Raw genomic sequence first — 14,146 nt, forward strand, 5'->3', positions numbered from 1 at the left:
CTTAACTCCTTGATTAGCAATAATGTGGGCAAAACAGGCACCCGGGCAGTCATCGTCTTAGGTGCGCCCTTATCGGGGAAGGGAGGTTCCACACAGTGCAACAGACGCCGGATGAAGAAAATGCGTTTTCTCTGATTGTGACGTCGGGGCGCGTTTCTGATAGTCAGGCCTGCCTGATCGGTTCAGCTCAGCGTTTTGCCACCCTTAAGCATAGCAGGCTGTCCCAAAGCCGCAGGCGAAGCCGTGGCAATCCGTGCCCTGGCGACTGTGCGTTCTTTGAGCGCCTTCACCCTCTTTTGCGCCGCGCGTTCTTATACTGAGGGCTTTTCAGCCGTGCAAAAGGATGTCTGATGGACGATCAACTCAAGCAAAGCGCGCTCGATTTTCACCAATATCCCACCCCCGGAAAAATTCAGGTGTCACCCACTAAGCCGCTGGCGACGCAGCGCGATCTGGCACTGGCCTATTCACCCGGTGTGGCGGCACCCTGTCTGGAAATTGCCGCCGATCCGCTGGCCGCGCACAAATACACCGCGCGCGGCAATCTGGTGGCAGTGATCTCCAACGGCACGGCGGTGCTGGGGCTCGGTAATATTGGCGCGCTGGCCGGCAAGCCAGTGATGGAAGGCAAGGGCGTGCTGTTCAAAAAGTTTGCCGGCATTGATGTGTTCGACATCGAAATCGACGAGCACGATCCGGACAAGCTGATTGAGGTGATTGCCGCGCTGGAGCCGACATTCGGCGGCATCAACCTTGAGGACATCAAAGCGCCGGAGTGTTTTTACATTGAGCAGCAGCTGCGGCAGCGCATGCAGATTCCGGTGTTTCATGACGATCAGCACGGCACCGCCATCATCTGTACCGCGGCAGTGCTTAACGGCCTGACCATCGTGAATAAGGCGATTGCCGACGTGCGGCTGGTAGTGTCGGGCGCTGGCGCGTCGGCCATTGCCTGCCTCAATCTGCTGGTGGCGCTTGGCATGCAGCAGAAAAATATCGTGGTGTGTGATTCAAAAGGGGTGATTTACCGCGATCGCGAAGCGGACATGACGCCGACCAAAGCCGCCTATGCCGTGGAAGATAGCGGGGCGCGCACGCTGGATGAGGTGATTGGCGGCGCGAATATTTTCCTCGGCTGCTCCGGTCCGAAAGCGCTGACACCAGAGATGGTGCAGAAGATGGCACCAAATCCGCTGATTCTGGCGCTGGCCAATCCGGAGCCGGAGATCATGCCGCCGCTGGCGAAGCAGGTGCGGCCGGATGCGATTATCTGTACCGGGCGCTCGGATTTCCCCAATCAGGTGAATAATGTGCTGTGCTTCCCGTTCATCTTCCGCGGCGCGCTGGACGTCGGTGCCACCGCCATCAACGAAGAGATGAAGCTGGCGGCGGTGCATGCGATTGCCGCCCTGGCGCAGGCGGAACAGAGCGACGTGGTGGCGTCCGCTTACGACGATCAGGATCTGAGCTTTGGCCCGGAGTATCTGATTCCCAAACCATTCGATCCGCGTTTGATTGTGCAGATAGCCCCGGCCGTCGCCAGAGCGGCGATGGATTCCGGCGTGGCGACGCGACCGATTGCTGACTTTGACGCCTATCGCGAGCAGCTCACCGAGTTCGTGTATAAAACCAATCTGTTCATGAAGCCGATCTTCTCGCAGGCGCGCAAAGCGCCGCAGCGCGTGGTGCTGGCGGAAGGTGAAGAGGTGCGGGTGCTGCACGCCACTCAGGAGCTGGTGTCGCTCGGGCTGGCGAAGCCGATCCTGATTGGCCGTCCCAACGTGATTGCCATGCGTTTACAGAAGCAGGGGCTGAAAATCGAGGCCGGGCGTGATTTTGAGATCGTGAACAACGAGTCCGATCCGCGCTTTAAGGAGTACTGGAATGAATATTATCAGCTGATGAAGCGTCGCGGCGTCACGCCGGAAACCGCCCAGCGCGCGGTGATTGGCAATCCAACGCTGATCGGCGCCATCATGGTGCATCGCGGCGAAGCGGACGCGATGATTTGCGGCACCATCGGCGACTACCGCGAACATTATGACGTGGTGGAGAAGGTGTTTGGCTTCCGCGATGACGTCAAGGTCGCCGGGGCGATGAACGCGCTGCTGCTGCCGAGCGGCAACACGTTTATTGCCGATACTTATGTGAATGAGGATCCCAGCGCTGAGCAGCTGGCGGATATCACGCTGCTGGCGGCAGAAACCGTGCGGCGTTTCGGCATCGAACCGCGCGTGGCGCTGCTGTCGCACTCCAGTTTCGGCACTTCGAACGCCCCCGGCGCGCGGAAGATGCGTGAGGCGCTGGCGCTGATTCAGCAGCGAGCACCGGAACTGGAAATTGATGGCGAGATGCACGGCGATGCAGCGCTGGTGGAGAGTATTCGTCGCGAGCTGATGCCGGACAGCCCGCTGAAAGGTACCGCCAATCTGCTGATCATGCCGAACGTTGAGGCCGCACGCATCAGCTACAACCTGCTGCGCGTGTCCTGTTCGGAAGGGGTGACGGTGGGGCCGGTACTGATGGGCATCCGCAAGCCGGTGCATGTGCTGACGCGTATCGCCTCGGTGCGGCGCATTGTGAACATGGTGGCGCTGGCGGTGGTGGAGGCGCAGACCGAGCCGTTGTGACCGGCAGGGCGACCCCACGGGGCGCGTTTTATCGGGTTATTCCGCAGGGTGCGCATGAATGCGCACCTGGCTTATTTTTCCAGCCCCAGCCAGTCCTGTACCGGCAGGAAATCGCGGGTCAGCGCGGCTTCCGGGGAGTCGTCGGCGGGTTGATAATCATATTCCCAGCGCACCAGCGGCGGCATCGACATCAGAATCGATTCGGTGCGACCGCCGGTCTGCAGACCGAACAGCGTGCCGCGATCCCACACCAGATTGAACTCAACGTAGCGGCCACGGCGGTAAAGCTGGAACTGACGCTCGCGCTCACCCCAAGCCAGTTCTTTGCGCTTCGCTACAATCGGCTGGTAGGCCTGCATGAAGCCGTTGCCGACCGCCTGCATGAAATCAAAGCAGTGGTCAAAATCCGGCGTATTCAAATCATCAAAAAACAGGCCGCCAATGCCGCGCTGCTCGTTGCGGTGTTTCAGGTAGAAGTAGTCGTCACACCACTTTTTGTAGCGCGCATAGACATCATCGCCAAACGGCTGGCACAGATCGAACGCGGTCTGATGCCAGTGCCGGGCATCCTCTGTGAAACCGTAGTAAGGAGTGAGATCGAAACCGCCACCAAACCACCAGACCGGATCGGCGCCCGGCTTTTCGGCAATGAAAAAGCGCACGTTGGCGTGGCTGGTTGGCACATACGGATTTTCCGGGTGTACCACCAGCGACACGCCCATCGCTTCGAAGCTGCGACCTGCCAGCTCCGGGCGGTGCGCGGTGGCTGACGCGGGCATCTGCTCGCCATACACATGGGAGAAATTAACCCCAGCCTGCTCGAACACCTTGCCATTACGCAGCACGCGGCTGCGTCCGCCGCCGCCGCCGGGGCGTTGCCAGGTGTCTTCGGCAAAGCTGGCGCTGCCGTCTTCCGCCGCCAGACCGGCGCAAATGTCATCCTGCAGCGCCAGCAGATAGGCTTTGACGCGCGAAATATCGGGATTGCTCATGGCTCACTCATTCCAAAAATTTGCCGCGATTCTAGCACAAAACGCTATCAGGCCTGGCGACGATCGTACTCATCAAAGTAATTGACGATACCGTCGGCAATCGCCCGGGCAATTTTCTGGCGAAACGCCGTGGTGCCCAACAGCTGTTCTTCACGCGGGTTGGTGATAAACGAGGTTTCCACCAGCACCGACGGAATGGACGGGGATTTTAGCACCGCGAACGCCGCCTGCTCGGTGTGCTGGCTGTGCAGGTGATGCACCGGGCGAATCTGGTCCAGCACGTGTTTACCCAGCGTCAGGCTGTTGCGGATGGTATCGGTCTGCACCAGGTCGAACAGGATCTGGTTAAGATAATTATCTTTTTCCTGCACCGCCGCGCCGCCCACTTTATCGGCGTCGTTTTCGCGCTGCGACATATAGCGCGCCATGGCGCTGCTGGCACCGCGATTGGAGAGGGCAAACACCGATGCACCGTTGGCTTCCGGGCTGGTGTAGCCGTCGGCGTGAATCGACATAAACAGGTTGGCGCCGTGCTGATGCGCAATCTCCACGCGCTGATAGAGCGGAATGAAGTGGTCGCTGTCACGCGTCAGCCGCACTTCCACCTTCGGGTGGTTCTGCAGCAGCGTACGCACAGTGTTGGCGATCTCCAGTACGATGTGCTTCTCTTCTGAGCCTTCCTGACCCACCGCGCCAGAATCAATGCCGCCGTGACCGGGATCGATCATCACGATGCGCTTGCCGCTGGTGGCCGGTTTTGGCGGCGTATGACGTGCGCTAACGGGCACTGCCGCGCGCGTTTCCTGCGCCTGGACCGCGCGCGGCGACAGCACCGCCAGCGCCAGGCCGGAGAGGATCAGCTGGCGGCGATTGGTCAGGCGCTGCAACAGTGAAATCTTGTTCATTAACATGTCCCTGAGAGTAAACCTGCCCCGTGTTATAGCCTAAGCGCCGTCCGGCGGCGACTGCCGAACCATTTCAGGACATTACTTTGTATTTCAGGCCGCGAATCGCTATTTAGCCGTTTTTTTCAGCCGTTGCGCCCTGCGAGGGTTGCGCCTGGCAAAGAATGCGTGATAATCAGCGAATTGTGCCTCATTGCAGGGTAACGCCGATGGAAATCCGCTCCTTCCGCCAGGAAGATTTTGAAGAAGTCATTACGCTCTGGGAGCGTTGCGATCTGTTACGGCCGTGGAACGATCCGGAACTCGACATCGAACGCAAAATGAACCATGACCCGGAGCTGTTTCTGGTGGCTGAGGTAGGCGGCGAGGTCGTGGGCACGCTGATGGGCGGCTACGATGGCCATCGCGGCTCCGCCTACTATCTGGCGGTGCATCCTGATTATCAGGGCCGGGGATTTGCCAATGCGCTGATGAACCGGCTGGAGAAAAAGCTGATTGCGCGCGGCTGCCCGAAAATCCATCTGATGGTGCGCGAAGAGAACGATCAGGTGGTGGCTTTCTACGAGAAGCTGGATTACGAGCCGGTCGAGTCGCTGCTGCTGGGCAAACGCCTGATTGAAGACCGTGAATATTGATTCCACGCGTCGCGCGGCCGGGTTTCTGCCCGCCATGCAGCACAGCGAATAAACTTTTTGCCGGTTTGCGACTCCAACAGGCACGCCAGTCGGCACAAAAGAAAGGAGTTTGCATGAAAGTTGTTCGTCCCGCCCTGCTGGTCAGCGCCCTGGTGCTGGCCGGTTGCGCCAGTTCCGGTTCCTCTTCCCCTGCCAGCACCAGCGAAAGTCACTGGTACAATCCGCTCAGCTATCACTGGTCGGCGCTCAATCCGTTTAGCTGGTTTGGCAGTTCGCTCACCGTCACCGAGCAGGGCGTCGCCGGGCTGAACAGCAACACGGCAATGTCGGAATCCGCCATTGGCGCCGCGCTGAACAATGATTATCAGCTGCGTCAGGGCATGCGCACGCAGAACGGGCAGGTGGTGGATTTCTGGCAGGCGCTGGATGACGGTAAGGTTAAGCTGGTGATCAATGGCCAGCGCAGCGTCGAGCGCATTGAAGTGCTCGATAGCGACGCACGCAGCGCCGACGGCAGTAAAATCGGTGATGCGTTCAGCGATAAATTCAGCAAAGCGTTTGATAACTGCAAAATGGTTGCCGGGCTGGATGTGCGCGATGTTGAGTGCCGCGCGCCGGGTAGTCAGCATATCGCCTATATCTACAGCGGCGAGTGGCACGGCCCGACCGGGCTGATGCCGTCGGACGATACGTTAAAAAGCTGGAAAATCAGTAAGATCGTCTGGCAGCGTTAACTGGCGAAAAAATTGCGTTAACGCATCTTCTGCGCAGGGCTTTCCGGTATGATACCGGCGAAAAAACGCCGTTAACTTTTATGCCGGAGAGCATTGTCATGTCTCAGTTTCAGAGCGGGATCCTGCTGGAGCACCGCCGTTTCGCCATTTGGCTGGAAGCCCGCGCCACCGGCGACCTCGCTGCGCTGCGTCAGGGTTGCCACGCCTTTCTGCAACAGCTGGCTGCGCTACAGCAGCAATTCCCGGACGCCGGCCTTGGTGCGGTCATCGCCTTTGGTGATGCGCTGTGGCGCGATCTGCAGGGCACCGACTCAGCTCCCGAACTCAAAGCTTTCACGCCGCTCGGCAAAGGTGCGGCACCGGCGACCCAGCGCGATCTGGTGATCCATATTCAGTCGCTGCGTCACGACGTGAACTTTTCGCTGGCGCAGGCGGCGCTGACGGCGTTTGCCAGCGCGGTCGCCATTGAAGAAGAGACGCACGGTTTCCGCTGGGTCGAAGATCGCGATCTTTCCGGTTTTGTTGATGGCACCGAAAACCCGCAGGGCGAGGCGCGCCAGCAGGTGGCGATCATTGCTGACGGCCCGGATGCCGGCGGCAGCTATGTGTTTACCCAGCGCTGGGAGCACAACCTGCCGCAGTTCAACCGGCTGGCGATTGATAAGCAGGAAGCGATTATTGGCCGCACCAAACAGGACAATGAAGAGCTGCCGGGCGATCAGCGGCCGGCGACGTCGCACCTGAGTCGCGTGGATTTGAAAGAAGCGGGCAAAGGCCTGAAGATTCTGCGCCAGAGCCTGCCGTACGGCACCGCCAGCGGTCGCCACGGTCTCTATTTTATTTCGTACTGTCATCGTCTGTATAACATTGAGCAGCAGCTGCTGAGCATGTTTGGCGAGCGCGACGGCAAGATGGATGCCATGTTACGGTTCACCAAACCGGTGAGCGGCAGCTACTTCTTTGCCCCTTCGCTGACGGCGCTGCAGGCGCTGTCACGTTAATCCATCGCGTTTTACCGGTGCGCCGCCGTGCGCACCACATCCCCGCTTGACGCGGCTCAGTTAATCCCGCCCTGCGCATAAACTCTGCCGCTGGCTTATGCCTTTTTAGACTTTGAAATCCCTAAACGATATATAAAACCGTTACAGCTTTCGCCAGAGTTATAAATACACTGACAGCATCTAATGGCATAGGCTCGAACTCCATTTCTCAGGGTGCAGCATGACACGTTCGGTTTCGAAAAAATGGCTTGGCGGTATAGCGCTGTCGCTGAGTTTAGCGGGCGCGGCACAGGCAACAGAGCTGCTCAATAGCTCTTACGATGTGTCACGTGAACTGTTTGTTGCCCTGAATGCGCCGTTTGAACAGCAGTGGAACGCGGCGCACCCTGACGACAAGCTGACCATTAAACAGTCACATGCGGGCTCCTCAAAACAGGCGCTGGCCATTCTGCAGGGGTTGCGTGCCGATGTCGTGACCTATAATCAGGTGACCGATGTGCAGGTGCTGCACGACAAAGGTAACCTGATCCCGGCCGACTGGCAGAGTCGTCTGCCCAACAGCAGCTCACCGTTTTATTCCACCATGGCCTTCCTGGTGCGCAAGGGGAATCCAAAGCAGATTCATGACTGGGCCGATCTGGCGCGCGATAACGTGAAGCTGATTTTCCCGAATCCGAAAACCTCCGGTAACGGCCGTTACACTTATCTGGCTGCGTGGGGCGCTGCCGACCAGGCGGACGGCAAAGATCGGGCCAAAACCGAAGCGTTTATGACGAAGTTCCTGAAGAACGTCGAAGTGTTTGATACCGGCGGCCGTGGTGCCACCACCACTTTTGCCGAGCGCGGGCTGGGTGATGTGCTGATCAGCTTTGAATCGGAAGTGAACAATATCCGTAACCAGTACGGTAAAGACCAATACGAAGTGATTGTGCCGAAAACCAACATCCTTGCTGAATTCCCGGTCGCGTGGGTCGATAAGAACGTCGAACACAACGGGACGGCGGAAGCGGCGAAAGCCTATCTTAACTACCTCTACACGCCGCAGGCGCAGAAAATCATCACCGGCTTTTACTATCGCGTGAACAACCCGCAGCTGATGGCGGAGCAGAAAGATCGCTTCCCGCAGACTGCGCTGTTCAATGTTAATGACGCGTTTGGCGGCTGGCCACAGGTGATGAAAACCCACTTCGCCAGCGGCGGTGAGCTGGATAAATTACTGGCAGCGGGGCGCGGCTGATGTTGGCTTCTGCACAGAAACGCGTTCTGCCCGGCTTTGGCCTCAGCCTCGGCACCAGCCTGCTGTTTACCTGTCTGATTCTGCTGCTGCCGATCAGCGCGCTGCTGATGCAGCTGTCGCAGATGACGCTGGCGCAGTACTGGCAGGTGATCAGCAATCCGCAACTGGTGGCGGCGTATAAAGTCACGCTGCTGTCAGCGGGCGTGGCCTCGCTGTTTAACGCGGTGTTTGGCATGTTGATGGCGTGGATCCTGACCCGCTATCGCTTTCCCGGCCGTACGCTGCTGGATGGCCTGATAGACCTGCCGTTTGCGCTGCCGACGGCGGTGGCCGGTCTGACGCTGGCCGGGCTGTTTTCGGTTAACGGCTGGTACGGTCAGTGGCTGGCACACTTTGATATCAAAGTGTCTTACACCTGGCTCGGTATCGCGGTGGCGATGGCTTTCACCAGCATTCCGTTTGTGGTGCGTACCGTGCAGCCGGTGCTGGAAGAGTTAGGCCCGGAGTATGAGGAAGCGGCGGAAACCCTCGGTGCCACGCCGTGGCAGAGTTTCCGGCGCGTGGTGCTGCCGGAAGTCGCGCCGGCGCTGCTGGCCGGGACCGCGCTGTCGTTTACCCGCAGCCTTGGTGAATTTGGCGCGGTGATTTTTATCGCTGGCAACATCGCCTGGAAAACTGAAGTGACCTCGCTGATGATTTTTGTTCGCCTGCAGGAGTTTGATTATCCGGCCGCCAGCGCCATCGCTTCGGTGATCCTCGCGGCGTCGTTGCTGCTGCTGTTTGCGATTAACACTCTGCAGAGCCGCTTTGGCCGCCGTCTGGGAGGTCACTAATGGCTGAGATTTCACAAATCAATCATGCCGAGCGTCAGCCGGTGAACTGGGGCAAATGGCTGCTGATCGGCATTGGCGTGCTGGTATCGATTGGCCTGCTGGTGGTGCCGATGGTCTCCATCTTCTGGGAGGCGCTGGGGCAGGGCATCGGCAAGGCCTTTAGCAACCTGCAGGATAGTGACATGCTGCATGCTATCTGGCTGACGGTGCTGGTGGCGCTGATTACCGTGCCGGTTAACCTGGTGTTCGGCACGCTGCTGGCCTGGCTGGTGACGCGCTTTACTTTCCCCGGTCGCCAGCTGCTGCTGACGCTGTTCGATATTCCGTTTGCCGTGTCGCCGGTGGTGGCCGGTCTGATGTATCTGCTGTTCTGGGGCGTGAATGGCCCGGCTGGCGGCTGGCTTGATGCGCACAACATCCAGGTGATGTTTGCCTGGCCGGGTATGGTGCTGGCGACGATTTTCGTTACCTGTCCGTTTGTGGTGCGCGAGCTGGTGCCGGTGATGCTGAGCCAGGGCAGCCACGAAGATGAAGCCGCCGTGCTGCTGGGCGCGTCTGGCTGGCAGATGTTCCGCCGCGTGACGCTGCCAAATATCCGCTGGGCTCTGCTGTACGGCGTGGTGCTGACCAACGCGCGCGCCATCGGCGAATTTGGAGCGGTATCGGTAGTGTCCGGCTCCATTCGCGGCGAAACCTATACCTTACCTTTACAGGTTGAATTACTGCATCAGGATTACAACACCGTGGGCGCTTTTACCGCCGCCGCGCTGCTGACCCTGATGGCAATTGTGACGCTGTTTCTGAAAAGCGTGGTGCAGTGGCGATTAGAGCATCAGCAGAAGCGCCAACAGGAGGAAAATCATGAGCATTGAGATTAAACACATTAATAAAGCATTTGGCCGCACGCCGGTGCTGAACGATATCTCTCTGGATATTCCTTCCGGCAAGATGGTGGCGCTGCTCGGACCGTCCGGTTCAGGTAAAACCACGCTGCTGCGCATTATCGCCGGGCTGGAGCACCAGAACAGCGGGCAGATCCATTTTCATGGCAAAGACGTCAGCCGCACGCACGCACGCGATCGTCAGGTCGGCTTTGTGTTTCAGCACTATGCGCTGTTCCGCCATATGACGGTGTTCGACAACATCGCCTTTGGTCTGACGGTGCTGCCGCGCCGCGAGCGTCCGAACAGCGCCGAAATTAAGCAGCGCGTTACCCGTCTGCTGGAGATGGTGCAGCTGGCACATCTGGCCAACCGCTACCCGGCTCAGCTCTCCGGTGGACAGAAACAGCGTGTGGCGCTGGCGCGTGCGCTGGCCGTTGAGCCGCAGATTCTGCTGCTGGACGAACCGTTTGGCGCGCTGGATGCCCAGGTGCGTAAAGAGCTGCGCCGCTGGCTGCGTCAGCTGCATGAAGAGCTGAAATTTACCAGCGTGTTTGTGACCCACGACCAGGAAGAAGCGATGGAAGTGGCGGATAGCGTGGTGGTAATGAGTCAGGGCAATATTGAGCAGGTGGGCGCACCGGATGACGTGTGGCGTGAACCCGCGACCCGCTTCGTACTGGAGTTCCTCGGCGAAGTGAACCGCTTTGACGGCGAAGTGCACGGCTCGCAGTTCCATGTGGGCGCGCATCGCTGGCCGCTGGGCTATACGCCAGCGCATCAGGGTGACGTGGAGCTGTTCCTGCGTCCGTGGGAAGTGGACGTATCACGCCAGAGTAGCCTGGAGACGCCGTTGCCGGTGCAGGTGCTGGAAATCAGTCCGCGTGGCCACTTCTGGCAGCTGGTGGTTCAGCCCGTCGGCTGGCAGAGCGAGCCAATCTCGGTGGTATTCGCCGGTGAACAGACGGCGCCGATCCGCGGCGAACGGCTGTTTGTTGGTCTGCAACAGGCACGTATCTACCAGGGCACCACGCCGCTGCGCCCGGTTGCCTTTGCCGAAAGCGCCTGATATTTTTGTCACTCCTTCGGGCGGGATTTTCCCGCCCGATTTATTTGTACTCCTTTCGGCTGGAATGACACCGTGACCACTCTGGAAAACACCATCGGCAATACGCCGCTGATTAAGTTGCAGCGCCTGACGCCGGATAACGGCAGCGAAATCTGGCTTAAGCTGGAAGGCAACAATCCGGCAGGTTCGGTGAAAGATCGCGCGGCCTGGTCGATGATCCACCACGCTGAGTTGCGGGGTGAAATCCAGCCCGGCGACACCCTGATTGAGGCCACCAGCGGCAATACCGGCATTGCGCTGGCGATGATTGCCGCGATGAAAGGCTACCGGTTACGCCTGCTGATGCCGGAGAACATGAGCCAGGAGCGGCAGGATGCGATGCGCGCCTACGGGGCTGAGCTGGTTTTGGTGACACGCGAGCAGGGCATGGAGGGCGCACGCGATCTGGCGCAGGCTATGGCGCAGCGCGGTGAAGGCAAAGTGCTGGATCAGTTTAATAATCCCGACAACCCGCTCGGCCATTATCTCACCACCGGTCCGGAGATCTGGCAGCAAAGCCACGGTCGTATGACGCATTTTGTCTCCAGCATGGGCACCACCGGTACCATCAGCGGCGTCGGGCGCTATCTGAAAGAGTTTGCCCCGGCGGTGAAAGTGATTGGTTTGCAGCCGCAGGAGGGCAGCAGTATTCCCGGTATTCGTCGCTGGCCGGCGGCCTATCTGCCGGGGATTTATCGTCCGGAACTGGTGGATGAAGTGATAGATATGGCGCAGCAGGAGGCAGAAGAGACCATGCGCGCGCTGGCGCAGCGCGAAGGCATTTTCTGCGGCGTCAGTTCAGGTGGGGCTGTGGCTGGCGCATTGCGCATCGCGACGGCGCAGCCGGGCAGTGTGGTTGTCGCCATTGTCTGCGATCGCGGCGATCGCTATCTCTCCACCGGCGTTTTTCACCGCTAGTTCCCCCCGCCTGTTTCTGGCTTCGTGCGCCCTGTGACGCGGCGTACGGGCCATTTTTGTCTATAGTCTCCCTAAGCATGTTCTGACGCGGTCACTGTAAGGATCGCGTAAAACCGGCTGCTTTCCCGCGGCACTCAGGACAAAATAGCGGCAATTTTGTACGAGAGAAAAAGATGAAAATCCTGCTTGTTGATGACGATGTTGAACTTGGCACCATGCTGAGCCAGTACCTGATTGCCGAAGGTTTTGAAACCCAGCTGGTGCTGACCGGCAGCGCCGGGATTGAAGGGGCGTTATCCGGACACTACACCGCGATGATTCTCGACATCATGCTGCCGGATATGAGCGGTATTGATGTGCTGCGTCAGGTGCGGCAGAACAGCCGCCTGCCGGTGATCATGCTGACGGCGAAGGGCGACAATATCGATCGCGTTATCGGCCTGGAGATGGGCGCGGATGACTACGTGCCCAAACCCTGCTATCCGCGCGAGCTGGTGGCGCGTCTGCGCGCGGTGCTGCGTCGCTTTGAAGATCAGGCACCGGTGCCGGATAAGAAAGAGGTCCTGCGCTGGGGCGATCTCAGCCTGAACCCGGCCACGCGTATCACGGAGTGGCAGGGCAAAGCTTTTGATCTCACCGCGTCGGAGTTCAATCTGCTGGATCTGCTGCTGCGCGCACCGGACCGCGTGGTGTCCAAAGATGAGCTGTCGGAGAAGGGGCTGGGCCGTCCGCGTGAAGCTTACGATCGCAGCGTCGACGTGCACATCAGCAATATCCGTCAGAAGCTGGCTGCGCTGACCGCAGACAGCGTGAATATTGAAACCGTGCGCAGCATTGGTTATCGCATTCGATGAAACACAGCTACCGTGGCCGCATGTTCTGGAAGATCCTGCTGGGCTTCTGGATTGTGTTTGTGATTATCAGCCAGCTGCTGTGGCTGGGCTTTACCTTGTCAGGAAACCGTCACGAGCCGCCGGAGATTGTGGCGGTACGCCGTATCGTCAATCTGCAAATGGCTTCGGCGGTGTCGGTACTGGAGCGCGGCGGCCCCAGCTCGCTCGACGATATGATGGCCGACTGGGAGCCGAACGATCGCCAGTTTTTCTCAGTGATTCAGCACGCCAGACCGGCCACTACGCCGGACAATGCGCCGCCGGAGACCTTTAATCAGCCGTTTCACGGGCCGTTTCCGCAGGTGATTGTGCGCTGGGTGAAGGGCGCTGATGGTAAAGAGTACGAACTGCGCTATGACGTCAAAGGACTGCGCGAAGACAGTTCAATGGGTGGCGGAGGCCCGCGTCGTATTCTGAATATCCCCGAGCCGATGTTTACCTTTGCCGGCGCGCTGGGGCTGCTGTTCAGTCTGCTGCTGGCGTGGAACCTGACGCGGCCAATGCGTCAGCTGCGCGAGGGGTTTGCCCGCGTGTCGCGCGGTGATTTGTCGGTGCGGCTCTATCCGGTGATGCGCCGCCGCCATGATGAGCTGTCGATTGTGGCCCAGGATTTTGATGCGATGGTGGAGCGGCTGGATACGCTGGTGAAAGCGCGCGAGGAGCTGCTGCACGATATCTCCCACGAGCTGCGCTCCCCGCTGGCGCGCCTGCAATTAGCCACCGGTCTGGCGCGTCAGACGCCGGAGTCGGTAGCCTCCTCACTGAATCGCATCGATGAGGAGGCGCGCCGTCTGGATAAGATGATCGGCGAACTGCTGACGCTGTCGCGCGCTGAGCATGAGAGCATGCCTGGCGAGCAGTATTTTGACCTGACCGGCCTGCTGCATGCGGTGGTAACTGATGTGCGCTACGAAGCGCAGATCCCCGGTGTGCACGTAGATTTTCTGGTGGATGAGAACGCGGATTACACCGTGCGCGGTAATGCTGAGCTAATCCGCCGCGGCGTGGAGAATGTGCTGCGCAACGCGCTGCGTTTCTCGCATCAGGGGCAGCATATCAGCGTGCAGTTGCAGGCGGAGAATCAGTGGCTGGCGATTCGCGTGCGCGATCAGGGGCCGGGCGTGGATGATGAGAAGCTGTCGAGTATCTTCGATCCGTTCGTTCGGGTGAATTCGCCGCTGATGGGCAAAGGCTACGGGCTGGGGCTGTCGATCGTGCGCAAAGTGGTTCTGGCCCATCACGGCGAAGTTCAGGCGGTGAATCGTCCGGAAGGCGGGCTGGAAGTGACGCTGCGGCTGCCGCGCTGGAAGCAGGCGTAAATCATCACGCCAGGCGCAGGCGGTCAGGACGACCGGACAGATCGCAAAGACGGCATAAAC

The 14,146-nt window shown here is 59.4% G+C and carries 13 protein-coding genes; 11 read left to right on the plus strand and 2 right to left on the minus strand.

What is annotated here, in order from left to right; translation table 11 throughout:
- Positions 1 to 350: 350 nt before the first annotated feature.
- Complete coding sequence (gene maeB / locus C1N84_RS05595; RefSeq protein ID WP_127834412.1) at positions 351 to 2,630, plus strand: NADP-dependent oxaloacetate-decarboxylating malate dehydrogenase; 2,280 nt, start codon at positions 351 to 353, stop codon at positions 2,628 to 2,630.
- Positions 2,631 to 2,701: 71 nt separating this feature from the next.
- On the opposite strand, the gene hemF is transcribed toward maeB, so the two are convergent.
- The gene (gene hemF, locus C1N84_RS05600) at positions 2,702 to 3,622 is read right to left on the minus strand and encodes an oxygen-dependent coproporphyrinogen oxidase (RefSeq protein ID WP_021508069.1); all 921 of its coding nucleotides are present in this window, start codon (positions 3,620 to 3,622) and stop codon (positions 2,702 to 2,704) included.
- 47 nt (positions 3,623 to 3,669) lie between these two features.
- On the minus strand, positions 3,670 to 4,527 hold the full coding sequence (amiA, locus tag C1N84_RS05605) for an N-acetylmuramoyl-L-alanine amidase AmiA (protein WP_264442321.1): 858 nt from the start codon (positions 4,525 to 4,527) through the stop codon (positions 3,670 to 3,672).
- A 209-nt stretch (positions 4,528 to 4,736) separates the two neighbouring features.
- Here amiA and C1N84_RS05610 point away from each other — a divergent pair, with 209 nt between their 5' ends.
- The 10 genes from C1N84_RS05610 (at position 4,737) to C1N84_RS05655 (ending at position 14,086) form a co-directional block, all read left to right on the plus strand.
- Positions 4,737 to 5,162, plus strand: coding sequence for a GNAT family acetyltransferase (locus C1N84_RS05610; protein WP_141496615.1), 426 nt, complete (start codon positions 4,737 to 4,739; stop codon positions 5,160 to 5,162).
- Positions 5,163 to 5,275: 113 nt separating this feature from the next.
- The gene (locus C1N84_RS05615) at positions 5,276 to 5,896 is read left to right on the plus strand and encodes an RpoE-regulated lipoprotein (RefSeq protein ID WP_021508072.1); all 621 of its coding nucleotides are present in this window, start codon (positions 5,276 to 5,278) and stop codon (positions 5,894 to 5,896) included.
- Positions 5,897 to 5,994: 98 nt separating this feature from the next.
- Positions 5,995 to 6,897 (plus strand): Dyp-type peroxidase, encoded by a 903-nt coding sequence (locus C1N84_RS05620; protein ID WP_264442326.1) that lies wholly within the window; start codon positions 5,995 to 5,997, stop codon positions 6,895 to 6,897.
- 220 nt (positions 6,898 to 7,117) lie between these two features.
- Positions 7,118 to 8,134 (plus strand): sulfate ABC transporter substrate-binding protein, encoded by a 1,017-nt coding sequence (locus C1N84_RS05625; protein ID WP_394541782.1) that lies wholly within the window; start codon positions 7,118 to 7,120, stop codon positions 8,132 to 8,134.
- Positions 8,134 to 8,967: a sulfate/thiosulfate ABC transporter permease CysT gene (cysT, locus tag C1N84_RS05630; RefSeq protein WP_058775689.1), complete on the plus strand. Its 834-nt coding sequence runs from the start codon at positions 8,134 to 8,136 to the stop codon at positions 8,965 to 8,967. Before C1N84_RS05625 ends, cysT begins: the two co-directional genes overlap by 1 nt.
- The gene (gene cysW / locus C1N84_RS05635; protein WP_104188618.1) at positions 8,967 to 9,839 is read left to right on the plus strand and encodes a sulfate/thiosulfate ABC transporter permease CysW; all 873 of its coding nucleotides are present in this window, start codon (positions 8,967 to 8,969) and stop codon (positions 9,837 to 9,839) included. Before cysT ends, cysW begins: the two co-directional genes overlap by 1 nt.
- Positions 9,829 to 10,917, plus strand: coding sequence for a sulfate/thiosulfate ABC transporter ATP-binding protein CysA (gene cysA / locus C1N84_RS05640; protein WP_058770811.1), 1,089 nt, complete (start codon positions 9,829 to 9,831; stop codon positions 10,915 to 10,917). The genes cysW and cysA overlap by 11 nt, the downstream gene beginning before the upstream one ends.
- A 72-nt stretch (positions 10,918 to 10,989) precedes the next feature.
- Positions 10,990 to 11,874, plus strand: a complete 885-nt coding sequence (gene cysM / locus C1N84_RS05645; protein WP_264442334.1) for a cysteine synthase CysM — start codon at positions 10,990 to 10,992, stop codon at positions 11,872 to 11,874.
- A 173-nt stretch (positions 11,875 to 12,047) separates the two neighbouring features.
- Complete coding sequence (locus C1N84_RS05650; protein ID WP_021508079.1) at positions 12,048 to 12,728, plus strand: response regulator transcription factor; 681 nt, start codon at positions 12,048 to 12,050, stop codon at positions 12,726 to 12,728.
- Positions 12,725 to 14,086: an ATP-binding protein gene (locus C1N84_RS05655; protein WP_021508080.1), complete on the plus strand. Its 1,362-nt coding sequence runs from the start codon at positions 12,725 to 12,727 to the stop codon at positions 14,084 to 14,086. The genes C1N84_RS05650 and C1N84_RS05655 overlap by 4 nt, the downstream gene beginning before the upstream one ends.
- The last annotated feature ends 60 nt before the right edge of the window (positions 14,087 to 14,146 follow it).

This window comes from Pantoea sp. SGAir0418, from assembly GCF_043529865.1.

Coding starts and splice junctions, on each gene's coding strand:
- maeB (WP_127834412.1), top strand. CDS start 351: ATGGACGATCAACTCAAGCAAAGCGCGCTCGATTTTCACCAATATCCC.
- hemF (WP_021508069.1), bottom strand. CDS start 3,622: ATGAGCAATCCCGATATTTCGCGCGTCAAAGCCTATCTGCTGGCGCTG.
- amiA (WP_264442321.1), bottom strand. CDS start 4,527: ATGAACAAGATTTCACTGTTGCAGCGCCTGACCAATCGCCGCCAGCTG.
- C1N84_RS05610 (WP_141496615.1), top strand. CDS start 4,737: ATGGAAATCCGCTCCTTCCGCCAGGAAGATTTTGAAGAAGTCATTACG.
- C1N84_RS05615 (WP_021508072.1), top strand. CDS start 5,276: ATGAAAGTTGTTCGTCCCGCCCTGCTGGTCAGCGCCCTGGTGCTGGCC.
- C1N84_RS05620 (WP_264442326.1), top strand. CDS start 5,995: ATGTCTCAGTTTCAGAGCGGGATCCTGCTGGAGCACCGCCGTTTCGCC.
- C1N84_RS05625 (WP_394541782.1), top strand. CDS start 7,118: ATGACACGTTCGGTTTCGAAAAAATGGCTTGGCGGTATAGCGCTGTCG.
- cysT (WP_058775689.1), top strand. CDS start 8,134: ATGTTGGCTTCTGCACAGAAACGCGTTCTGCCCGGCTTTGGCCTCAGC.
- cysW (WP_104188618.1), top strand. CDS start 8,967: ATGGCTGAGATTTCACAAATCAATCATGCCGAGCGTCAGCCGGTGAAC.
- cysA (WP_058770811.1), top strand. CDS start 9,829: ATGAGCATTGAGATTAAACACATTAATAAAGCATTTGGCCGCACGCCG.
- C1N84_RS05650 (WP_021508079.1), top strand. CDS start 12,048: ATGAAAATCCTGCTTGTTGATGACGATGTTGAACTTGGCACCATGCTG.
- C1N84_RS05655 (WP_021508080.1), top strand. CDS start 12,725: ATGAAACACAGCTACCGTGGCCGCATGTTCTGGAAGATCCTGCTGGGC.